Raw genomic sequence first — 20,969 nt, forward strand, 5'->3', positions numbered from 1 at the left:
TTAAATGTGTTAAATTATTTATACAAACAGAAATAGATATTATAAAATGTAATCTTTTATGAGACAATTGACTAAACGTAGTGAAAATTACTCAAAATGGTACAACGAAATAATTGTTAAATCTGGTTTAGCTGAATTTTCAGGAATACGTGGATTTATGATCATAAAACCATATGGATACTCTTTATGGGATAGAATGAAAACAATACTAGATCAAATGTTAAAATTCACTGGACATCAAAATGTATATTTCCCTTTACTAATTCCAAAGTCTATTTTTTCAAAAGAAAAGGAACATACTGAAATTTTTTCTGAAGGATGTGCGGTTGTTACACATTCTAGATTGAAAAAAAATATAGGAAAAGAAAGTTTAATTATAGATCCGGAATCTGAATTACAAGAAGAGTTGGTAATTAGACCCACTTCAGAAAGTATAATATGGAAAACTTACAAACGTTGGATTCAATCTTATAGAGATTTACCTATTTTATTTAATCAGTGGGGTAATGCACTGAGATGGGAAATGCGCACCCGTTTATTTCTTAGAACGACTGAATTCCTATGGCAAGAAGGACATACGGCTCATTCTACAAAACAAGAAGCTCTAGAAGAAACCTTAAAAATATTAAATATTTATACAGATTTTTCAGAAAAATTTATGGCTATTCCCGTATTACAAGGAATAAAACCATATATGGATAAATTTTCTGGTTCGGAAAAAACATATTGTATTGAAGCACTTATGCAAGATGGAAAAGCTTTACAAATTGGAACATCACATTTTTTAGGACAAAATTTTTCAAAAGCTTTTGATGTAAAATACACTAATTTCAACGGAAAACAAGAATATGTATGGTCAACTTCTTGGGGGGTGTCTACTAGATTAATAGGCGCATTAATCATGTCTCATTCTGATGATAAAGGATTAGTTTTGCCCCCAAAAATTGCTCCAATACAAATTATTATTGTCCCTATATATAATAATAATAATAAAGAAAAATGTATGATGATTAATGAAATTTCAAAAAAAATATTAAACATTCTAGAACAAGAAGGAATAAGAGCTAAATATGACAATAATACTACATTTACTCCTGGATGGAAATTTCATGAATATGAAATGAAAGGGGTCCCCATACGAATCAGTATAGGAAAAAACGAAATTCAAAATGATAAAGTAGAAATTTTTAGAAGAGATACATATGAAAAAATATATTTACCCTGGATGAATTTAAAAAATTCAATTCCAGAATTATTGGATGAAATACAAAAAAATATTCATAAAAAAGCTTTAAATAGAACACAAAAATTAATCATAGAATTAGATAATTACAATGATTTTAAAAATAAAATCAATCATTCAGGAGGATTCATTTTTGCTCATTGGGATGGAACAAAAAAAACAAGTCAAAAAATTCAAGAAGAAACAGAAGCAACTATACGCTGTATTCCTATGTATAATAAAAAAGAAAAAGGAAAATGTATTTATTCTGGAAATCCTTCTTTACAAAGAGTGGTTTTTTCTAAATCCTATTGAAAAACTTTTAACTTTCCTTTAAAATTATCTATGGATAAATAATTTTTTTTTTCTAAAATAAAAGTCAATTCTTTTTTCAGTCTTCTAAACACTGAAATCCCTTCTTTCATAAATTGTGTTCCAATTTGAACCGCAGAAGCTCCGCATAATATATGTTCAAAAATATCTTTCCCCGAAGAAATTCCTCCACATCCTATTATAGAAATGTCTTTACGAAGATAAGTATAAAACTTATGAATATTAGCTAAGGCAAATGGTTTTATAATTGGACCACCTATCCCTCCAAATCCTTTTTTGGGTCGTATGACTACCGATTCTTTATTTGTATCAATAAAAATCCCATTAGGGAGGCTATTAATACAAGTCACAAAAAAAATAGGGAATTTATTTAAAATTAAAGCTATATTTTTAATATGTGTATCTTGAAAATAAGGAGGAAGTTTAACACCTAAAGGTTTTTTGTTAAATTTAAATATGTTTTCTATGAAATTTGATATTTTATAAAAATTATAACTTAACATGTCTTCTTTTTCAAGGAGATTAGGACAAGATAAATTTAATTCTATAGCAGTTACTTTAGAAGATCCGTTAGCTTTTTGAATTAGAAAATAATTTTCTTCTATAGATAATCCGGATATAGACAGAAAAACGGGTTTGTTTATTTCTTTTTTTTCTAAAAAATTTAGATAAAAATTAATACCAAGATTAGGTAACCCCATAGAATTTATACTTCCTGTATTCCATTCAAAATATCTAGGGGAAACATTTCCTTTTCTTGGTTTATATGTGCAACTTTTTGTGACAACTCCACCAGAACAACTATTTAATAAATTGGATAATTCTTGATCTGTCGTACAAAGAACTCCTGAAGCATTCATAATACATAATGGAAGTTTAATTCCATTTATGGAAGTAGAAACATCTATTTTTTTCATAATCATATTTATAGTATATAATATCCAAGTATAAAATTTTTAACTTTACCAAAACAGTTTTTATGGAAGAAAAAGAACAATTCTTTTTAGAAATTTATAATTTGGGAATCATAAAATTTGGAAATTTCACATTAAAAAGTGGAATGAATTCTTCTATATATATAGATTTTCGTCCCATAGCTTCTAAACCGGATTTATTAATAAAGTTGTCGGATTTACTTATACATGAAGTTACATCTTATGATTTTGAACTAATTTGTGGTGTTCCATATGCGGCTTTGCCTATAGCTATTACTTTATCTTTGAGATCCAAAATTCCGTTAATTATTAAAAGAAAAGAAAACAAAGGATATGGAACAGAACGAATGATTGAAGGGATATATAAAACAGGACAAAACTGTCTGATTATAGAAGATGTAATTACAAGTGGAGACAGTTTATTAAAAACTGTAATAGATCTTGAAAAAGAAGGATTAATAATTAAAAATATAATGTCCATTCTTGATAGAGAACAAGGAGGAATAGAAAATATAAAAAAAAGAGGATACAATATTCGAACTTTATTTCGAATAGGAGAAATTTTCGAAATTTTAAAAAAGAAACATTTTTTAAAGAGAAAAGAAATAGATATGATTCAATTTTTTTTAAGAAAAAAAAATATAAAAAATTTTAAAAATAAACGAATCTCTTATGAAGAAAAAAAAGAAATTATTTCTCATCCAATAGGAAAAAAACTTATAGATATTACGTTGAAAAAAAAAACAAACTTAATAGTTTCCGTTGATTTTATATGCGCTAAAAATATTTTAAAATTAGTAAATTTAATTGGAGATATAATTTGTGGATTAAAACTTCATGTAGATATTATAAATGATTTTTCGTTTTCATTTATAAATTGTCTTAAAAATATTTCTATAGAAAAAAATTTTTTGTTATTTGAAGATAGAAAATTATGTGATGTAGGTACTACTAATCTCCTTCAGTTACATTACGGGATACATAAAATTTCTTCTTGGGCTGATATTGTAACGGCTCATGTTCTTGCTGGTGGTATGAGCATACGAAACTTAAATATACCATATAATATGGGATTAATTACAATATCGGAGATGTCTTCTTATGGAAGATTGTCTGATGATAATTACATAAGAAAAGCATTAAATATTTCTTTAAAAAATCCAAAAGTTATTGGGACAGTAGCACAAAGAAAGGTGGATGATCGATTATTATTATTTACACCTGGTATTCATTTTTTAAAAAAAAAAAATAATGTAGGAAATAACTACACTCATCCAGTGAAAGCTTTCGAAAAAAATAGAAGCGATTTTATTATTGTTGGAAAAGCTATTTCACAATCATTTAATCCCAAAATTACGGCAGAAGAATATAGAAATGCAGGATGGAAAGCTTATGAAAATGGGCTTTGAACATTTATATAATATGAGTTTTTTAAAAAAATTAATGATACTGATTATATTTTTATTTAATTTGTATATGTGTAGTCATAAAAGTTGTTTAAATCATAAATATTTTTTTGAATAAATTTTGAGTATGGAATGGGTAAATTCATTAATTAGTTGTTTTATGATACTTTTTAGCATTATAGACATATTAGGTAATGCTCCCATAATTATGGGATTTAAATCAAAAGGGAATATTATAGACACTAAGAAAGTTATAATTACTTCTCTTGTGATATTTTTATCTTTTCTTTTTTTAGGGCAACCTATGCTTAAAATCATTGGAGTGGATGTCCATTCTTTTTCTGTCGCGGGATCTTTCGTATTGTTTTTAATTGGTTTAGAAATGATATTAGGGATAGATCTTCATAAGGTTACTAAAAACGCTCAAACTTCTATTGTTCCAATAGCTTTTCCACTTATAGCTGGTCCGGGATCTTTAACTACGTTAATTTCATTAAGAGCAACTTATGACGTAAATATTATTTTATTATCTCTTATTTTGAATATGATAGTTGTTTATTTCGTTATAGATAGATGTGATTTTATAGCGGAAAAAATAGGAAATAACGGATTAGATATTTTAAAGAAAATATTTGGAATTGTTTTATTAGCCTTTGCAGTAAAAATTTTTGGCGCAAATGCTGGTCAATTATTTCAACAATGATTTTTTATAATTTTATTGAAAATATTTATAACAGATTCATTAATATTTTTAAATTCAGGTAAATAAAAAGATTTATATATAAAAACTATGTAATAATCTCTATGCATTTTCTCTAACATAGACTTATTCGAAAAAAAAGAAGCCCTCAATAAACGTTTTATTTTATTTCTATGAACTGATTTTTTTAAATTTTTTTTTTTACCAAAGTTCCAACAAGATTTACTGTTGAATTTTTTAAAAAATTCCTTTCTTTCGATAAAGAAACAGATAAAATAGGATATACGAATAAATATTTCCCATGTTTTATTATTTTTTCAAAAGTTTCTTTTTCTTTGAAGTGCATTGATAAAAATTTATTCATAATTTACCATAAACTCTTCTAATTTGGAAACTATCTCTGTCGGCCCACAAACAAATGGAGTTCTTTGATGTAATTCAGTGGGAACTATATCTAAAATACGTTTTTTTTTACCATCAGAAGCTTTTCCTCCTGCTTGTTCCGATAAAAAAGCCATAGGATTACATTCATAAAGTAACCTCAATTTTCCTTCTGGAGAAGAAGCCGTTTTAGGGTAAATATATATCCCTCCTTGTATCAAATTTCTGTGAAAATCTCCGACTAAAGACCCAATATATCTTGCTGTATAAGGACGGTTCCCTTTTTTTTCTTGACAATATCTTATAAATTTCCTAATTCCACTAGGAAATTTTGCATAATTTCCTTCATTAATAGAATAAATTTTTTCCGTTTTAGGAAAACGAAGATTATAATGAGATAAATAAAACGTTCCAACTGAAGGATCTAAAGTAAATCCATGTACTCCATTTCCAGTACTATATACCAATATAGTAGAAGATCCATATATAATATATCCTGCAAGAATTTGTTGATTCCCTTTTTGTAAAAAATCTTCTATCGTTAAATTATTTCGAATCGAAGATTTTCTTAAATATACCGAAAATATAGTTCCAATAGATACATTCACATCTATATTAGAAGAACCATCAAGTGGATCTATTAAAACAATATATTGATTTTTAATATTTTCTTGTTTTCCTTTTATCACTATAAAATCTTTGCTTTCTTCAGAGGCGATTCCACAAACAACATTTCTACTTTTAAAAGATTCAATAAAAGCTCTATGAGCAAAATCATCTAACTTTTGTTGTTTTTCTCCTTGAACATTAGTAATACCAGAACCTCCTATTATTTCCTTTGTTAATCCTGCTTTATTTACTTCTTTATGAATCGCTTTAGAAGCTAATTTTATAGAGCTAAATAACCGTAACAATGCTTCGGTTGAATGCGAAAAACCCTCTCTATTTTCTTCTATAAGAAACTCTCCTAATGTATAATCTTTCAAGAAATACTTTCTTTATTTTATATTATATATAAAGATCTGATTTTTTTTATAAAAATTTTATATCATATTTCAATTTATATAAAAATTATATTTGCTAAAGTTATTACGAATTTTATATATTTCTATTAATTTATCTTATCCTTGTAATGAGAATTATACAAACATCATTCATATTGTTATGGCGTACATGGTTTTTTATTATCAATATATTTTTGATTCCTTTATGGGCAGGAGCTTCTATTCCATTTCTTTTCAAAGAAAAACATTATCCCATTGCATATTGGTTTCACCAAATGTGGGCCAGAAGCAATCTCTTTTTTATGGGATTTTGGTATGTGTTAGAGAAAGAAGATAAAGAAATATTAGATAAAAATCAACAATATGTAATTATCAGTAATCACAGTTCTATTATGGATATTATGTTGATTTATTCTCTGATGAGAGATCATCCCTTGGTTTTTGTTGGAAAAGCAGAATTAGCTAAACTTCCTTTTTTCGGATTCGTTTATAAAAAAAGCAATATTCTCATTGAGAGAAACAACTTATCAAGTTGTATACAAGTATTTAAGAAAATAGAAGATAAAGTAGATTCTGGAAAAAGTGTTTGTATTTTTCCAGAAGGTGGAGTCCCTAAACCTTATATTTTATTGGACCACTTTAAAAGTGGAGCCTTTTTTATTGCTATTATAAAAAAAATCCCTATTATTCCTTTTACTATAGCTGACATAAAAACAAAATTTCCCAGTTCTTCTATTATGAAAGGAAAACCAGGAAAAATAAGGATTAAACAACATCATACCATATCAACAAAAAATTTATCCTTAAAAGATAAAAATAATCTGAAAGAGAAATGTTTTAATATAATAAAATATCAATTGGAAAAATTTGAACGTGAAAGAAACAAATAAAATAAATAATTTTTGAACAAAAAAATTCATATTTATACTGACGGGTCTTCAAAAGGTAATCCTGGCCCGGGAGGATATGGAGTTTTTATAGAAATTTTTTTTTGTCATTTTTATAATAGAAAAACAATTTCTGAAGGATTTCGTTATACAACGAATAATAGGATGGAACTATTATCAGTAATAGTAGGACTAGAAAAAATAAAAAATAAAAAACAAAATATTGTTGTTTTTACTGACTCTAAATACATAATAAATACTGTACAAAATAGATGGATTGATAAATGGAAAAAAAATAATTTCCACAATAAAAAAAATGTAGATTTATGGAAAAGATTTTTGGATTTATATTATGAACATTTCATTACATTTTTTTGGATAAAAAGTCATAACTATCATTACATTAATGATTATTGTGATCGATTATCTGTAGAAGCTTCCCAAAAAAAAAATTTAAAAATAGATTATACATATGAAAAACAAAATATTATTTAATATATTTTTTTTGTCTAATAATTTCATATATTATCACAGACATTGCTGTACTAACGTTTAATGAATCTACGTTTCCAAACATAGGAATCGTTATGATTCTATTAGCTTTTTTTAACCAAATATTGGATACGCCTTTATTTTCAGAACCAAAAACAAGAGCTATATTTTTATAATGATAAAATTGAATATGATACAAATTTTTTGCTTGTATATGCCTACTGAATCCTGTTGTCATAATTTGTATTTTATTTTTTTGTAACCAACACATGACTGATTCTATTTTTTCCAAGAAAATATTCCTTGTGAAAATACTCCCTAAACTACATCTGATAATATTAGAATTATACATATAAGTCTTCATGTTGCATAGTATAATAATATGAATTCCTACAGCATCCGCTATTCTTAACATAGCACCTATATTTCCAGGTTTTTCTATCCCATCTAGAATAAGTATTAAAGAAGAACAACGGTTAACAAGTTTTATATTTTTCAATTGATTCATGTATTTTTTTTCTTTAAACAAAACAAGAATTCCACCAGAATTATCTCTGTATGCTAATTTTTTAAAAATTTTCATACTAATAATAAAAGTTATAGAATGAAATGATTGAATGACATCATATTCATTAAATATTTTTTCACATATAAATATTTTTTTGGGTAAAAAATTACCTTTTATAGCCATTTTAAATTCTCTTATGCCTTCAACAAGAAAAATATTCTGATAATTTTTTTTTCTATAAATTTTTATCAAATATTTAATTTCTGTATTTTGAGAACTATATATTTTTTTCATGTTTACTTATTTACTTATATTTTACTTATATAATAATGATTTATAAAAAAATTGATAAAGATAAAAAGTACGATGATACTGATACGATATACATGAATATAGCTATTGAACGTTCAAAATTTTCTTATTGTAAAAAAAAAAAGTAGGAGCTGTTATAGTTAAAAACAATAAAATCATATCTTGTGGATATAATTGTACTCCAAATGGATTTGATAATATATGTGAAGATCATAATGGAGATACAAAATGGTATGTCATACATGCAGAAGCAAATGCAATATTAAAAATGTCTTCTTCGTCTTTATCTTGTGAAGGTGGGTCTATATACATCACTCATTTTCCATGTAAAGAATGTTGTAAACTGATTTATTTATCTGATATAAAAAGAGTTATTTATTTATATGAAAAAAATGATGAAGGATTAACTTTTTTAAAAAAACTTAAAATAAAAATAAAAAAACTTATTTAAATTAAATACAAATAATAAAAAACCCAGGTGGCGAAATAGGTAGACGCGCTGGACTCAAAATCCAGTGATTAACATCATGCGGGTTCGAATCCCGCTCTGGGTATTTTTTTTTAGAATAAAAAATATCTTTGAGAAAGTGGTAAAACATCAGAGGGAGGAGAAATTATTTTTTCTCCATTTACGTAGACATTATATGTTTTTGGGTCCACTTCTAAATTTGGGGTATTTTCATTTAAAATCATGTTTTTTTTGGATAAATCACGACAACCTTTTACTATTTTTATTTGTTTTTTAATTTCATTTTTTTCAAAAAAACCATTATTTATTGCATTTGTTGAAACAAAAACACTGCTTAATTTAGGCTCGAAATACCCAAACATTTTTCTATACATAAATGGTTGAGGGGTAGGAATAGTTGCATTAGGATCTCCCATTCCAGCATAAACAATCATTCCACTTTTTATAACTAGCTCAGGTTTAACTCCAAAAAAAGAAGGTTTCCATAAGACTAAATCTGCCATTTTTCCTACATGAACAGATCCTACATATTCAGAAATTCCATGAGTAATAGCAGGGTTTATAGTATATTTTGAAATGTATCTTTTAACCCTAAAATTATCATTTTTTGAATGATCCTCATTAAGAGGTCCTCTTTGTTTTTTCATTTTATCAGCTGTTTGCCATGTTCTTTTTACAATTTCACCGATTCTTCCCATAGCTTGAGAATCTGAACTAGTCATACTAATGGCTCCTATATCATGTAAAATTCCTTCTGCGCTAATAGTTTCAGATCTTATACGTGATTTTGCAAAGGCAATATCTTCTGGTAAGTTAGAGTCTAAATGATGACAAATCATTAACATATCTAAATGTTCATCTATAGTGTTGCAAGTATAAGGCATAGTGGGACTTGTTGATGAAGGTAAAATATTGGAATACGATATCACTTTTAGTAAATCAGGAGCATGTCCACCTCCAGCACCTTCTGTATGATAAGTATGAATTGTTCTATTTTTGAATATTTTTAAAGTGTCTTCCACATAACCTGATTCATTTAAGGAATCTGTATGTATATTAACTTGAACATCCAATCTTTCTGCAACATTTAAACATTGATCTATAACATGCAAAGTACTTCCCCAATCTTCATGTATTTTTAATCCGCCTGCACCAGATTTTATTTGCTCAATTAAAGCTTCAGGACGAGAACTATTTCCACTCGCAAGAAAAATAAAATTAATGGGTATATGATCTGTACTTTTTAACATTTTTTGAATGTTCCATACGCCTGAAGTACAATTTGTAGCTATAGTTCCAGTAGCGGGCCCTGATCCTCCCCCAATAATAGTAGTTGTTCCACTTTCTAATGCGACTTCAAACAATTGTGGACATATATAATGAACATGACTATCTACACTACCAGCTGTTACTATTATATTTTCTGAAGAAATCACTTCTGTTCCTGCTCCAATATACATATTAGAAGCAACGCCGTCCATAAAATATGGATTACCGGCTTTTCCTATCCCAACAATTATTCCATTTTTAATTCCTATATCCGCTTTTACGATTCCCCAATGATCTATAATAATAGCATTAGTTAACACTAAATCTAAAACTCCTTCATCTCTTATGGCAAATGGATGTTGTCCCATTCCATCTCTAATCACTTTTCCGCCCCCAAAAACACATTCATCTCCATAAATAGTATAGTCTTTTTCTATTTCAATCCATAATGATGTATCACCTAAACGAATTTTATCTCCTTTAGTGGGCCCATACATACTTGCATAAGATTCTCTATCTATTTTTTTCATATATTATCTGTATTTTCTTTTCCTGAAAATCCGTAAATTTTTTTACTTCCTCCAATTTCAACTAATACAATTTCTTTTGTTTCTCCTGGCTCAAAACGAATAGATCTCCCAGAAGGAATATCAAGCCTATATCCTTTAGTCCCTTTTCTCTCAAAAAGAAGAGCAGAATTTGTTTCATAAAAATGAAAATGAGAACCGACTTGAATAGGCCTAGTCCCTGTATTCGATACTATTCGTTCTATACGAGATCTTCCGGGTAATAATACTATATCTTCTTTAAGAAGATCATATTGTCCTGGAATGAGGCTAGAATTTTCTTTTCTATTTTTTTTGATAGGATGATGTATCGTTACTAATTTTGTTCCATCAGGAAAAGTAGCTTCTATTTGAACATTATTAAGCAATTCATACACTCCATCCATAACTTGTTCATCATTCAGAATATTTCCTGCTTCGTACATGAGATCTTTTACTGTTTTTCCATCACGAGCTCCTTCCATTACATAATGAGTGATTAAAGCTAAAGATTCAGGATAATTCAATCTTAATCCTCTTTTTAAACGTTTTTTTGCCAATTCTCCAGCCATGTGCAGAAGAATTTTTTCCTTTTCATAAGAAGTTAAATGCATATTCTTTCAATTTAATTCATAAACATAATATTCGTTGCAACAAACAAAACAATAATGAGTATGAGTTTAAAGTTATGAAATATTTATAATAAATTATAAATAGAATCGTCATTATATGCTATAAAGTCTTTGATCATTATCATCTATCTATAGATATACAAAAAAAATTTTCATATTAATCATATCAATCAAAAGAATAAAAAATACACCTCCATAAATAATCATTATTTTTGTTAACATCTTTAAAGATGGGAAAATTGTTTTAAAAAATAATTAAAAAATGCAAGTTTTAAAATTTGGTGGAAGTTCTGTCGCTCATTCTGATGCTATAAAACGTATTTGTTCTTTATTAGAAAAAAAACCAAAAGGAAGATATGCTGTTGTTGTATCTGCATTAGGAAATATTACAGATCAATTAATACAATGTGGGCAATTAGCTTCTGAAAGAAAAAATATTTATAAAAATATATTAGAAGAAATAGAAATTCGACATCTTAATATTATAAGAGAATTGTTTCCCATTACTTATCAAAGTCATTTAATCAGTTGGATTAAAAAAAATATGAATGATTTAGAAAATTTATGTGATGGAATTTTTCAAGTAGAAGAACTTTCAAAACGATCTTTAGATAAAATCATGAGTTTTGGAGAACTAAGTTCATCTTTTCTCATAGCAGAAAAATTGAAACAATCTGGTTTAGATGCTACTTGTAAAGATAGTAGAGATTTAATTATTACAGATTCTCAATTTGGATGCGCTCAAGTGGATTTTATTACAAGCAATCACCATATTATTCAGTTTTTTCGTGAGAAAACATCAGAATATATCGTATTACCAGGATTTATAGGTTCTACGTTAGAAAATGAAACCACTACTCTTGGAAGAGGTGGGTCTGATTATACTGCGTCTATTTTAGCTGCTGCTATATCTGCTAGTTTACTTGAAATTTGGACAGATGTGAGTGGAATGATGACAGCAAATCCAAAAATTGTGAATCAAGCTTTTCCTATAAAAGAAATTTCTTATGAGGAAGCAATGGAATTATCGCATTTTGGAGCAAAAGTAATTTATCCTCCTACAATTCAACCTGCTATGAAGAAACATATTCCTATACAGATTAAAAACACCTTCTCTCCTTTAGATACGGGGACTTTAATTTATATGAACAAGAACACAAATATTAGTCAACCTGTTACGGGTATATCTGGAATTCAGAATATGGCATTACTTACATTAGAAGGAAGTGGAATGATAGGAATTCCTGGATATTCTAAACGTTTATTCGAAGCACTATCACGTGAAAAAATAAATGTTATATTTATAACTCAAAGTTCTTCAGAACATTCAATTACTACAGGGATTCATGAAACGGATGTTATTAAAGCAAAAGCTGTAATAGATAGTGAATTTGCTCAAGAAATCCATCAAAGACGTATTGATCCATTAAGAATTGAAAAAGATCTTTGTATTATTGCTGTAGTGGGAGATAATATGAAAAATCTTCATGGAACTAGTGGAAAAATGTTTTCAGCTTTAGGAAGAAATAGTATTAATGTTAGAGCCATCGCACAAGGTTCTACTGAAAAAAATATATCAGCCGTTATTAGAAAAACGGATTTTAAAAAAGCATTAAATACTTTACATGAAGCTTTTTTTGAAAGTCCCCCGAAACAAATTAACCTTTTCATTTGTGGAGTAGGAAAAGTAGGAAGTAAATTGCTCGAACAGATTGATCAACAACAGAATTATTTATTAGAAGAATTAAAACTTCAAGTTAGGGTTATTGGATTAGCTAATAGCAGAAAAATGTATTTCAATGACCATGGAATTAATTTAAGCAATTGGGAAAAAGACTTGAAACAAAAAGGAATTGACATGAACATATATTCCTTTATGGAAGAAGTATGGAAATTTAATCTAAGAAATAGTTTATTTGTAGATAATACAGCTAGTGAAGAAATGGCTATGACTTACGATAAATTTTTAAAAAATGGGATTGGTGTTATTACTTGTAATAAAATAGCTTGTTCTTCAGATTATGATCATTACAAAAGATTAAAAACACTATCCAGACATTTTAAAGCTCCATTTTTGTTCGAAACCAATGTAGGAGCTAGTCTTCCAGTCATTAGTACATTAAACGATCTAATCAATAGTGGAGATAAAATCAATAAAATAGAAGCTGTATTATCAGGAAGTTTGAATTTTATATTTAATCATTTTGTAGGAGAAAAATCTTTTTTAGAAGTAGTAAAAGAAGCTCAATTAAAAGGATATACAGAGCCTGATCCTAGAATTGATTTAAGTGGATTAGATGTCATGCGAAAGATACTAATTTTAGCAAGAGAATGTGGTTCTCCATTAGAACTAAGTGACATTCATAAAAAATCTTTTCTACCAGAAACTTGTTTAAATTCAACATCTATAGATCATTTTTATCAAGAATTATATAGATTCAAAAATTATTTTTTTAATATTAGAAATGAAGCGGAAAAAGAAAAGAAGCGTTTACGTTTTATTGCACGTTATGAAAATGGAATTGCCTTTGTGGGATTAGAATCCGTGAAACAAACTCACCCGTTTTTTCAACTAGAAGGAAAAGATAATATGGTTTTATATAACACATATCGTTATGCGGAACAACCTCTTATCATAAAAGGAGCAGGAGCAGGTGCAGAAGTTACTGCATCTGGAGTTTTTTCAGATATTATTAAAGCTACTAAATAAAAGTTATGAAAGGAATCAAAATATTTTCTCCAGCCACTGTAGCTAATTTGGCTTGTGGGTTTGATGTTATTGGATTAGCCTTAGATTTTCCAAAAGATGAAATTTTTTTATATAAATCTAATAATCCAGGAATACGTATTAAGAGAATATATGGATCATCACTGCCTAATGATCCAAAAAAAAACGTGGCTTTTGTAGCTTTAGAATTTTTTTTAAAAAAATATAAACAAACACAAAGATTTGATAATGAAGAAAAAATAGGATTTGAAGTAGAATTAATTAAAAATATTCATCCTGGAAGTGGAATAGGATCTAGTGCAGCGAGTGCGGCTGGTGTTGTTTATGGAGCTAACATTTTATTAGGAAATCCTTTTAGCACTATACAATTAATTCGTTTTGCAATGGAAGGAGAACGTGTAGCAAGTGGAACTGCTCATGCTGATAATGTCGCTCCTGCTATCATGGGTGGCATGACATTGATTAGAAGTTATAAACCGTTGGATATTACAAAATTACATACTCCTAGCGAATTATGGATCAGTATTATACATCCACAAATCGAAGTGAAAACATCAGATGCTAGAGAAATTTTAAAACAAAAAATATTAATGACAGATGCTATTAAACAATGGGGAAATGTAGGGGCATTAGTAGCTGGTTTGTATCAAGAAGATTACAGATTAATAAGTAGATCATTGGAAGATGTTATTGTAGAACCTATACGAGCTATACTAATACCAGCTTTTTATGAATTAAAAATAAGATGTAAAGAAATAGGAGCCTTGGGAGGGGGAATTTCTGGTTCAGGGCCATCTGTTTTTATGCTTAGTAAAGGAAATCATACAGCCCAAAAAGTTACTGAGATCATGAATAGAGTATATTCTCCGTTAAAAGTGGATTATAAAACTTATACTTCTCCTGTCAATCAACAAGGGGTAAAGTGGAATCATATATAAAAATTATAAAATAAGTATGTATGTTATATTACAGTTTAAAAAATTATAAAAAAGATCTAGTTTCCTTCGAAGACGCTGTTTTAAGAGGATTATCGCCTGATGGTGGTTTATATATGCCTCAATGTATTCCTAAATTAAAGACTCAATTTATTCATAAACTTCCAATTTATGATATTCATACAATTGCAATGGATGTTATTAAACCTTATATTGGAAAATACATATCTAATAATATCGAAAGTATTATTCATAATACTTTAAATTTTTCTTTTCCATTGAAAAAAATACATGATAACATTCACGTATTAGAACTTTTTCATGGTCCTACTTTAGCTTTTAAAGATGTAGGGGCTCAGTTTATGGCTGGATGCTTAAGTTTTCTTTCTGAAAAAGAAGGAAAAAATATTACAGTATTAGTAGCAACTTCAGGGGATACCGGAGGAGCTGTAGCTAAAGGGTTTCATAAAAAATATGGAATAGAAGTTCTCATTTTATATCCATATAATGGGGTTAGTTCTTTACAAAAGAAACAAATCACTTCATTAGGTGATAACATATTAGCTTTGGAAATACATGGAAGTTTTGATGATTGTCAAAATATGGTCAAAAAAGCTTTCTTAGACAAGGAAGTGAATAAAAAATATACATTAACTTCTGCAAATTCTATTAATATAGGGAGATGGCTCCCTCAAATGTTTTATTATTTTTTAGCTTATAGACAAATAATCGTAAAAAATCCGATAGAATTAATTTTTTCAGTTCCTAGTGGGAATTTTGGAAATATTTGCGCAGGAATGATGGCTGAAAAAATGGGATTACCTATAAAATTTTTTATTGCATCTACAAATATTAATGATACTATCCCCCGATTTTTAAAATCTGAAAAATACCATCCTCTTCCGGTAAAAAAAACTATATCGAATGCTATGGATATAGCTGATCCCAGTAATTTTTCTAGAATATGGCATTTATATAAAAAAAATATCTTTCAATTAAGAAAAAAATTATCTTCCTATAAATTCACGGATGAAGAAGCTTTGACAGCTATAGAAATGATATGGAAAAAATATAAATATATACTAGATCCACATGGATCTATTGGTTATTTAGGCCTTAGACAGTATTTACAAGAAATGAATAATACTTCAGAACCATCTATTTTCTTAGAAACAGCTCATCCTATTAAATTTTTAGATCATATGCCCTTTTTTTTACGAAAAAAAATAGTTTCAACCCCAGAACTAGAAATTTTTTTGAATAAAAAAAACATAAGTCAAAAAATATCTTTATCCAATGATTTTAATGTTTTCAAAAGTTGGTTATTAGAAAGAAAATAAATGAATTTTTAAATGGCGACATCTCCCTTAATATGAGGAAAAGGATTGTAATTTTTTAACTCAAAATCTTCAAAACGAAATTGAAAAATATCCTTCACAGAAGAATTGAGTCTGATTGTAGGAAGCGGTTTTGGAGTTCTTTTCATTTGGAGTTTCACTTGCTCAATATGATTATTATAAATATGAGCGTCTCCTATGGTATGAATTAGTTCTTTTCCTTTTAAGTTGAGAGTATGAGCGAACATGGTTAGTAACAAAGCATAAGAAGCGATATTGAATGGTAGTCCAATAAAAATATCTGCACTTCTTTGATATAAAAGTAATGATAATTTTTTTTTATATACATAAAATTGAAATAATAAATGACAAGGAGGTAATGCCATATCTTGAATCATTCCCACATTCCAAGAAGAAACAATTAAACGTCTAGAATCGGGATTGAGTTTTATTTCTTTTATAATGTTAACTATTTGATCAACAAAATCCCCATCGGAAGTGGGCCATTTTCTCCATTGGAATCCATATATTGGTCCTAATTCTCCATTACTATCAGACCAATTTTTCCAAATATTAACTTTATTATTTGTTAAAAATTTAATGTTTGTTTCTCCTTTTAAAAACCACAATAATTCGTAAATAATAGATCGTATATTTAATTTTTTAGTAGTTAAAAGAGGGAAACCTTTTTCTAAATCAAATTTCATTTGATACCCAAATAGGCTTATTGTTCCTACGCCAGTTCTATCCTTCTTTTTTACGCCCTTTTTTAATACGTTTTTTAATAAATTTAAATATTGTTTCATAATCATACTAATTATATAATTTCTTTTTTAATTTAGAGTATTTTTGCATAAAAAATATAACTATGAATCAAAAGGTTCTCTTCTTTTCTACAAGAAGCGGTTTAAAATTATCCCAAGATATAGCTTTTTATTTTGGGGGTTTTCTTGGTAAAGTACAATTTTTAGAATTTAGTGATGGAGAATATATTCCTTGTTTCGAAGAATCTGTTCGTGGATCTCAAGTATTTTTGATAGGTTCAACTTTTCCTCCAGTAGATAATTTAATGGAATTATTATTAATGTGCGATGCTGCTCGTAGAGCTTCAGCTTATAATATTACACTTGTGATCCCGTATTTTGGATGGGCCAGACAAGATCATAAAGATCAACCTAGAACTCCTATTGCAGCAAAACTTATGGCCAATTTAATTGTAGCTTCAGGAGCAACTCGAGTTATGACTATGGATTTACATGCAGATCAAATTCAAGGATTTTTTGATATACCTGTAGATCATTTATATGCATCTAGAATATTTATTGATTACATTAAAAAATTAAACATAGATCAATTAACCATAGCCTCTCCAGATATGGGTGGGGCTAAAAGAGCTAGGAGTTATGCAGGTTATTTGGTGACAGATGTTGTCGTCTGTTATAAAGAGAGAAAAAAAGCAAATGAAATAGAATTTATGAATCTTATAGGAGATGTAAGAAAAAAAAATATTATACTCATAGATGATATGGTAGATACGGGTGGGACTTTAACAGAAGCAGCTAATTTAATAAAGAAACAAGGAGCTAAAAGTGTACGTGCTATAGCAACTCATCCTGTATTATCAGGTAATTCATATGAAAAAATACACCAATCTGCGATTGAAGAATTAGTTGTGACTGACACGATTCCTATAAATAAAAATAAAATTAATGATAAAATTAAAGTTTTATCTTGCGCTCCACTTTTTGCAGAAGTGATGCAATTAGTCCATAAAGACAAATCCATTAGTAATAAATTTATAATATGAAATATATAAATATATACGGTTATAAAAGAGATTTTGGGAAAAAAGCAGTTCGTAATATTCGACTTTCCGGAAACATACCATGTATTTTATACGGAAAAAATATAAATATTCCGTTTTATTCTTCACTAGAAAGTTTGAGAAAAATAATCTACACTGTAGAAATATATAATGTTGTTCTGAAAATAGAAGGACACGATAAAAGTATCAATGCTATTCGAAAGGAAATTCAATTCGATCCTGTTAAGGAAAAAATATTACATGTAGATTTTTATAAAATTGATAAATCAAAATCTATAACATTGGAAATTCCTGTAAAATCTTTTGGAAGACCTATTGGAGTAACAAAAGGAGGAGAATATTATTCTACTGTTAGAAAATTAAAGGTGAAAACAAGTATAGATAATATGCCAGAATATATTCAATTTAACATTGATTCTTTAGATATTGGAGACAAAATAACAGTTGGAGATTTATATAATAACCAATATACTATATTACATCCTTCTCATACATTGATAGCAAATGTAAAAAACACTCGTACAATTATAAAAGGGGCTCCAGAAGAAGATAATAAAGAAAAAGAAAAAGATGATAAAACAAAAATAAAATAAACAATGTCTTTAGATTTTTATTTTATGAAAATAGCCTTCAAAGAAGCTTTGATTGCTTTTCATAAAAATGAGATCCCTGTAGGCGCTGCAATTACATATAAAAATATGGTTATAGCAACAGCTCATAATTTAACTGAAACTTTATGTAATATTACTGCACATGCGGAAATGTTAGTAATAAACTTGGCATCTGATTATTTTAAAAAAAAATATATCAAAAAATGTACTTTGTATGTAACCTTAGAGCCATGTGTTATGTGTGCTGGAGCTTTGTTTTGGTCTCAAATAGGAAGAGTTGTTTGTGGCACTCCCAATCCCTCAAAAAGAGGGTTCTTATGTTCGGGGGCTAAATTACATCCTAAAACAGAATTTGTATCTGGAATTATGAAAAACCAATGTAAATCTATTATACAAGAATTCTTTTACAAAAAAAGAATTCGTAAATGTAAATATGAATTTTAAAAATTCATATAAATATTTTTTTCTTCTTATTTATTCTTAGTTTCACTAAAACTGGTAAAGTTGTAATCAATACAATTAATAGAATAATCCATTCAAGATGATTTTTTAATTCTGGAAAACTTTTATCTAAATAATGTCCAGCTGACATGATAGAAAAAGTCCAAGCAAGCGCTCCAATAATATTATATATCATAAATTTTTTAAATTCTACACGAATTGCTCCTGCAACAATAGGAGCAAAAGTACGAAACATAGGTAAAAAACGACTTATAATAAGGGCGGTTGTTTTATATTTATTATAAAACAATTTTGCCAAAATCAAATGTTTCTTTTTAAAAAAAAAGGAGTCCTTCTTTTTATATAATAGTTTTCCAGATTTATATCCTAACCAATATCCTTGCATATTTCCAAGAACAGCGACACCTGCTACGATTAAAATAATCACAAAAAAAGGAACATTATAAAAATTCTTGCATAAATCTTTACCAAAAATTCCAGCAGTGAATAATAAAGAATCTCCAGGTAAGAAAAAACCAATAAAAAATCCCGTTTCTGCAAAAACAATAGCTAAGAGAATAAATAAAGCAGCATTTCCGAAATATAAAAATATCCATCTAGGGTTAAACAAATGTTGGAAAACATCCCAAATATCTGACATTTTACAAATATGATAATGAAAGTCAAAGTTAAATATTTCTATTTTTTAGAAAAAGATTTATTTTCATATTTATAATAATATTGTTCATTTTTATATTTATGAAATGTTTATTTAAATTTATTAATATTCTAGGATGGATTCCTAACATATTTTTTTTCATAATAGGTTTTACTTTTATCATTTTTTGGTTATACAAAATATTTTATTTCATTGATTAATCAAAAATTGGTAATTTTGTTAGTTACTGAGGATAAATTCATGAAAATGAAAAAAAAGGAAGAATTCATATATTTTAATGAAGAAGCTTATAATGTACTTCAAAATTATTTACTTCATCAAGTAGATTCCATAAAAAATATATTTATTCTAGTAGATGATATTACCAGTATACACTGTCTTCCCATTCTTTTTCGACATATAAGTTTTTTAAAAAAATCTAATCTTATTAAGATAAAATCAGGAGAAAAAGAAAAAAATATTTATACATGTATTCAAATTTGTAAAGATTTAGAAAAACTTAAGGCAACTAGAAAAAGTTTAATAATAAATTTAGGAGGGGGAGTTATAACAGATATTGGGGGTTTTGTTGCGTCTATATTTAAACGAGGTATTCGTTTTGTTAATATTCCTACAACTTTGTTAGGAATGGTTGATGCGTCTATAGGATATAAAACAGGGGTGAATTTAGGTTCTATAAAAAATGAAATAGGGTCTTTTTATATTCCAAAATTTTTAATCATTGATCCCCATTTTTTAAAAACACTTCCAAATAAAGAAATTCTTTCTGGAATGGCAGAAATGTTCAAACATGGATTGATAGCTGATAAAAATTTTTGGAAAGAAATGAATCAAATACAAATAGATATCATTCAAAATGAAAACGAATGGATACATCTAATTCAGAAATCTATATTAATTAAACAAAAAATAGTAGATCAAGATCCTAAAGAAAAAGGATTGAGAAAAATTTTAAATTTCGGACACACTATTGGACATGCTTTAGAGAGTTATTTTATGAGTATAAAAGAAATGTTACACGGGGTTGCTGTTACTATGGGAATGATTTATGAATCATGGATTTCTTTCAAAATTAATGGTTTATCTTTCTCTGATTATATAGAAATTAGATCTAAACTATCTACATTATATCCAATACAAAATCAAATTTCTCAATTAGAAATAGACAAATTATTGCTAATCATGGAACATGATAAAAAAAATGAAAAAAATAAAATTCAATTTTCTTTATTAAAGGAGATAGGGAAATGTTCGTATAATTGTCAAGTCCCATCTTCCTTGATTAAGGAGAGTTTTTTAATATAAAAATAATATTATA

General features: G+C 27.5%; 23 protein-coding genes and 1 tRNA gene. 14 read left to right on the forward strand and 10 right to left on the reverse strand.

All coding sequences use genetic code 11. From position 1 onward, the window contains the following. The first annotated feature begins 58 nt into the window (after positions 1-58). Positions 59-1,537: a proline--tRNA ligase gene (gene proS, locus H0H54_RS00615; RefSeq protein ID WP_185863357.1), complete on the forward strand. Its 1,479-nt coding sequence runs from the start codon at positions 59-61 to the stop codon at positions 1,535-1,537. Here the strand turns inward: proS and H0H54_RS00620 are convergent. Further along, the gene (locus tag H0H54_RS00620) at positions 1,531-2,478 is read right to left on the reverse strand and encodes a dihydroorotate oxidase (protein WP_185863358.1); all 948 of its coding nucleotides are present in this window, start codon (positions 2,476-2,478) and stop codon (positions 1,531-1,533) included. The two genes, proS and H0H54_RS00620, sit on opposite strands and share 7 nt — an antisense overlap. Positions 2,479-2,534: 56 nt before the next feature. On the opposite strand from H0H54_RS00620, the gene pyrE reads away from it, so the two are divergent. Beyond that, on the forward strand, positions 2,535-3,899 hold the full coding sequence (pyrE, locus tag H0H54_RS00625) for an orotate phosphoribosyltransferase (protein WP_185863359.1): 1,365 nt from the start codon (positions 2,535-2,537) through the stop codon (positions 3,897-3,899). A 124-nt stretch (positions 3,900-4,023) separates the two neighbouring features. Beyond that, complete coding sequence (locus H0H54_RS00630) at positions 4,024-4,599, forward strand: MarC family protein (protein WP_185863360.1); 576 nt, start codon at positions 4,024-4,026, stop codon at positions 4,597-4,599. Here H0H54_RS00630 and H0H54_RS03105 read toward each other — a convergent pair. Genes H0H54_RS03105 through fbp form a run of 3 tightly spaced genes read right to left on the reverse strand, consistent with a single transcriptional unit; the run spans position 4,590 to position 5,963 of the window. Beyond that, positions 4,590-4,748, reverse strand: coding sequence for a hypothetical protein (locus H0H54_RS03105; RefSeq protein ID WP_394366893.1), 159 nt, complete (start codon positions 4,746-4,748; stop codon positions 4,590-4,592). The genes H0H54_RS00630 and H0H54_RS03105 overlap by 10 nt on opposite strands. A 35-nt stretch (positions 4,749-4,783) precedes the next feature. Continuing rightward, entirely contained in the window at positions 4,784-4,960 is a 177-nt protein-coding gene (locus H0H54_RS03085; protein ID WP_238784786.1) for a hypothetical protein, read from the reverse strand. Continuing rightward, positions 4,953-5,963: a class 1 fructose-bisphosphatase gene (gene fbp / locus H0H54_RS00640; protein WP_185863361.1), complete on the reverse strand. Its 1,011-nt coding sequence runs from the start codon at positions 5,961-5,963 to the stop codon at positions 4,953-4,955. The genes H0H54_RS03085 and fbp overlap by 8 nt, the downstream gene beginning before the upstream one ends. Before the next feature lie 146 nt (positions 5,964-6,109). Between fbp and H0H54_RS00645 the strand changes: the two genes are divergently transcribed. Continuing rightward, complete coding sequence (locus tag H0H54_RS00645; protein WP_185863362.1) at positions 6,110-6,871, forward strand: lysophospholipid acyltransferase family protein; 762 nt, start codon at positions 6,110-6,112, stop codon at positions 6,869-6,871. A gap of 12 nt (positions 6,872-6,883) precedes the next feature. Further along, a complete protein-coding gene (locus tag H0H54_RS00650; protein ID WP_185863363.1) occupies positions 6,884-7,363 on the forward strand; it encodes a ribonuclease HI in 480 nt (159 codons plus the stop codon). Here the strand turns inward: H0H54_RS00650 and H0H54_RS00655 are convergent. Next, positions 7,356-8,162, reverse strand: coding sequence for a TrmH family RNA methyltransferase (locus H0H54_RS00655; RefSeq protein WP_185863364.1), 807 nt, complete (start codon positions 8,160-8,162; stop codon positions 7,356-7,358). The two genes, H0H54_RS00650 and H0H54_RS00655, sit on opposite strands and share 8 nt — an antisense overlap. Before the next feature lie 175 nt (positions 8,163-8,337). Between H0H54_RS00655 and H0H54_RS00660 the strand changes: the two genes are divergently transcribed. Both H0H54_RS00660 and H0H54_RS00665 read left to right on the forward strand, forming a co-directional pair. After that, a complete protein-coding gene (locus H0H54_RS00660) occupies positions 8,338-8,631 on the forward strand; it encodes a deaminase (protein ID WP_317168493.1) in 294 nt (97 codons plus the stop codon). A 21-nt stretch (positions 8,632-8,652) separates the two neighbouring features. After that, a tRNA-Leu gene (locus H0H54_RS00665) sits at positions 8,653-8,734 on the forward strand. Positions 8,735-8,741: 7 nt separating this feature from the next. Here H0H54_RS00665 and ureC read toward each other — a convergent pair. Then, positions 8,742-10,448, reverse strand: a complete 1,707-nt coding sequence (gene ureC / locus H0H54_RS00670; RefSeq protein ID WP_185863365.1) for an urease subunit alpha — start codon at positions 10,446-10,448, stop codon at positions 8,742-8,744. Beyond that, positions 10,445-11,077: an urease subunit gamma gene (locus tag H0H54_RS00675; RefSeq protein ID WP_185863366.1), complete on the reverse strand. Its 633-nt coding sequence runs from the start codon at positions 11,075-11,077 to the stop codon at positions 10,445-10,447. The genes ureC and H0H54_RS00675 overlap by 4 nt, the downstream gene beginning before the upstream one ends. Positions 11,078-11,357: 280 nt before the next feature. Between H0H54_RS00675 and thrA the strand changes: the two genes are divergently transcribed. From thrA to thrC, 3 genes are read left to right on the forward strand one after another with little or no spacing between them, the layout of a single operon-like run. Beyond that, on the forward strand, positions 11,358-13,805 hold the full coding sequence (thrA, locus tag H0H54_RS00680) for a bifunctional aspartate kinase/homoserine dehydrogenase I (protein ID WP_185863367.1): 2,448 nt from the start codon (positions 11,358-11,360) through the stop codon (positions 13,803-13,805). 5 nt (positions 13,806-13,810) lie between these two features. Continuing rightward, positions 13,811-14,761 (forward strand): homoserine kinase, encoded by a 951-nt coding sequence (locus H0H54_RS00685; RefSeq protein WP_185863368.1) that lies wholly within the window; start codon positions 13,811-13,813, stop codon positions 14,759-14,761. Positions 14,762-14,781: 20 nt separating this feature from the next. Continuing rightward, positions 14,782-16,098 (forward strand): threonine synthase, encoded by a 1,317-nt coding sequence (thrC, locus tag H0H54_RS00690; protein ID WP_185863369.1) that lies wholly within the window; start codon positions 14,782-14,784, stop codon positions 16,096-16,098. Positions 16,099-16,106: 8 nt separating this feature from the next. Here the strand turns inward: thrC and H0H54_RS00695 are convergent, their stop codons facing one another. Continuing rightward, positions 16,107-16,901 (reverse strand): thymidylate synthase, encoded by a 795-nt coding sequence (locus H0H54_RS00695; protein WP_185863370.1) that lies wholly within the window; start codon positions 16,899-16,901, stop codon positions 16,107-16,109. Between the two features lie 62 nt (positions 16,902-16,963). Between H0H54_RS00695 and H0H54_RS00700 the strand changes: the two genes are divergently transcribed. From H0H54_RS00700 to H0H54_RS00710, 3 genes are read left to right on the forward strand one after another with little or no spacing between them, the layout of a single operon-like run. Continuing rightward, positions 16,964-17,902 carry a ribose-phosphate diphosphokinase gene (locus H0H54_RS00700; RefSeq protein ID WP_185863371.1) on the forward strand — a complete coding sequence of 313 codons (939 nt, stop codon included), beginning with the start codon at positions 16,964-16,966 and terminating at the stop codon, positions 17,900-17,902. Continuing rightward, positions 17,899-18,513: a 50S ribosomal protein L25 gene (locus H0H54_RS00705; RefSeq protein ID WP_185863372.1), complete on the forward strand. Its 615-nt coding sequence runs from the start codon at positions 17,899-17,901 to the stop codon at positions 18,511-18,513. The genes H0H54_RS00700 and H0H54_RS00705 overlap by 4 nt, the downstream gene beginning before the upstream one ends. 24 nt (positions 18,514-18,537) lie before the next feature. Next, complete coding sequence (locus H0H54_RS00710) at positions 18,538-18,975, forward strand: nucleoside deaminase (protein ID WP_394366898.1); 438 nt, start codon at positions 18,538-18,540, stop codon at positions 18,973-18,975. 4 nt (positions 18,976-18,979) lie between these two features. Here the strand turns inward: H0H54_RS00710 and H0H54_RS00715 are convergent, their stop codons facing one another. After that, complete coding sequence (locus H0H54_RS00715) at positions 18,980-19,633, reverse strand: DedA family protein (protein ID WP_185863374.1); 654 nt, start codon at positions 19,631-19,633, stop codon at positions 18,980-18,982. Positions 19,634-19,661: 28 nt separating this feature from the next. Continuing rightward, on the reverse strand, positions 19,662-19,814 hold the full coding sequence (locus H0H54_RS00720; RefSeq protein ID WP_185863375.1) for a hypothetical protein: 153 nt from the start codon (positions 19,812-19,814) through the stop codon (positions 19,662-19,664). Between the two features lie 77 nt (positions 19,815-19,891). On the opposite strand from H0H54_RS00720, the gene aroB reads away from it, so the two are divergent. Beyond that, positions 19,892-20,956, forward strand: a complete 1,065-nt coding sequence (gene aroB / locus H0H54_RS00725) for a 3-dehydroquinate synthase (RefSeq protein ID WP_185863376.1) — start codon at positions 19,892-19,894, stop codon at positions 20,954-20,956. The last annotated feature ends 13 nt before the right edge of the window (positions 20,957-20,969 follow it).

Origin of the sequence: Blattabacterium cuenoti (assembly GCF_014251815.1) — a bacterium.
GTDB lineage: Bacteria > Bacteroidota > Bacteroidia > Flavobacteriales > Blattabacteriaceae > Blattabacterium > Blattabacterium cuenoti_E.

Bases quoted from the DNA above. Each gene is read 5' to 3' on its own strand.
- aroB (WP_185863376.1), top strand. From the start codon at position 19,892: ATGAAAATGAAAAAAAAGGAAGAATTCATATATTTTAATGAAGAAGCT.
- H0H54_RS00655 (WP_185863364.1), bottom strand. From the start codon at position 8,162: ATGAAAAAAATATATAGTTCTCAAAATACAGAAATTAAATATTTGATA.
- H0H54_RS00700 (WP_185863371.1), top strand. From the start codon at position 16,964: ATGAATCAAAAGGTTCTCTTCTTTTCTACAAGAAGCGGTTTAAAATTA.
- thrC (WP_185863369.1), top strand. From the start codon at position 14,782: ATGTTATATTACAGTTTAAAAAATTATAAAAAAGATCTAGTTTCCTTC.
- H0H54_RS00720 (WP_185863375.1), bottom strand. From the start codon at position 19,814: ATGATAAAAGTAAAACCTATTATGAAAAAAAATATGTTAGGAATCCAT.
- H0H54_RS00620 (WP_185863358.1), bottom strand. From the start codon at position 2,478: ATGATTATGAAAAAAATAGATGTTTCTACTTCCATAAATGGAATTAAA.
- H0H54_RS00675 (WP_185863366.1), bottom strand. From the start codon at position 11,077: ATGCATTTAACTTCTTATGAAAAGGAAAAAATTCTTCTGCACATGGCT.
- H0H54_RS00685 (WP_185863368.1), top strand. From the start codon at position 13,811: ATGAAAGGAATCAAAATATTTTCTCCAGCCACTGTAGCTAATTTGGCT.
- H0H54_RS00705 (WP_185863372.1), top strand. From the start codon at position 17,899: ATGAAATATATAAATATATACGGTTATAAAAGAGATTTTGGGAAAAAA.
- H0H54_RS00695 (WP_185863370.1), bottom strand. From the start codon at position 16,901: ATGAAACAATATTTAAATTTATTAAAAAACGTATTAAAAAAGGGCGTA.
- H0H54_RS00715 (WP_185863374.1), bottom strand. From the start codon at position 19,633: ATGTCAGATATTTGGGATGTTTTCCAACATTTGTTTAACCCTAGATGG.
- H0H54_RS00645 (WP_185863362.1), top strand. From the start codon at position 6,110: ATGAGAATTATACAAACATCATTCATATTGTTATGGCGTACATGGTTT.
- H0H54_RS00710 (WP_394366898.1), top strand. From the start codon at position 18,538: ATGAAAATAGCCTTCAAAGAAGCTTTGATTGCTTTTCATAAAAATGAG.
- proS (WP_185863357.1), top strand. From the start codon at position 59: ATGAGACAATTGACTAAACGTAGTGAAAATTACTCAAAATGGTACAAC.
- H0H54_RS03085 (WP_238784786.1), bottom strand. From the start codon at position 4,960: ATGAATAAATTTTTATCAATGCACTTCAAAGAAAAAGAAACTTTTGAA.
- thrA (WP_185863367.1), top strand. From the start codon at position 11,358: ATGCAAGTTTTAAAATTTGGTGGAAGTTCTGTCGCTCATTCTGATGCT.
- pyrE (WP_185863359.1), top strand. From the start codon at position 2,535: ATGGAAGAAAAAGAACAATTCTTTTTAGAAATTTATAATTTGGGAATC.
- H0H54_RS00630 (WP_185863360.1), top strand. From the start codon at position 4,024: ATGGAATGGGTAAATTCATTAATTAGTTGTTTTATGATACTTTTTAGC.
- ureC (WP_185863365.1), bottom strand. From the start codon at position 10,448: ATGAAAAAAATAGATAGAGAATCTTATGCAAGTATGTATGGGCCCACT.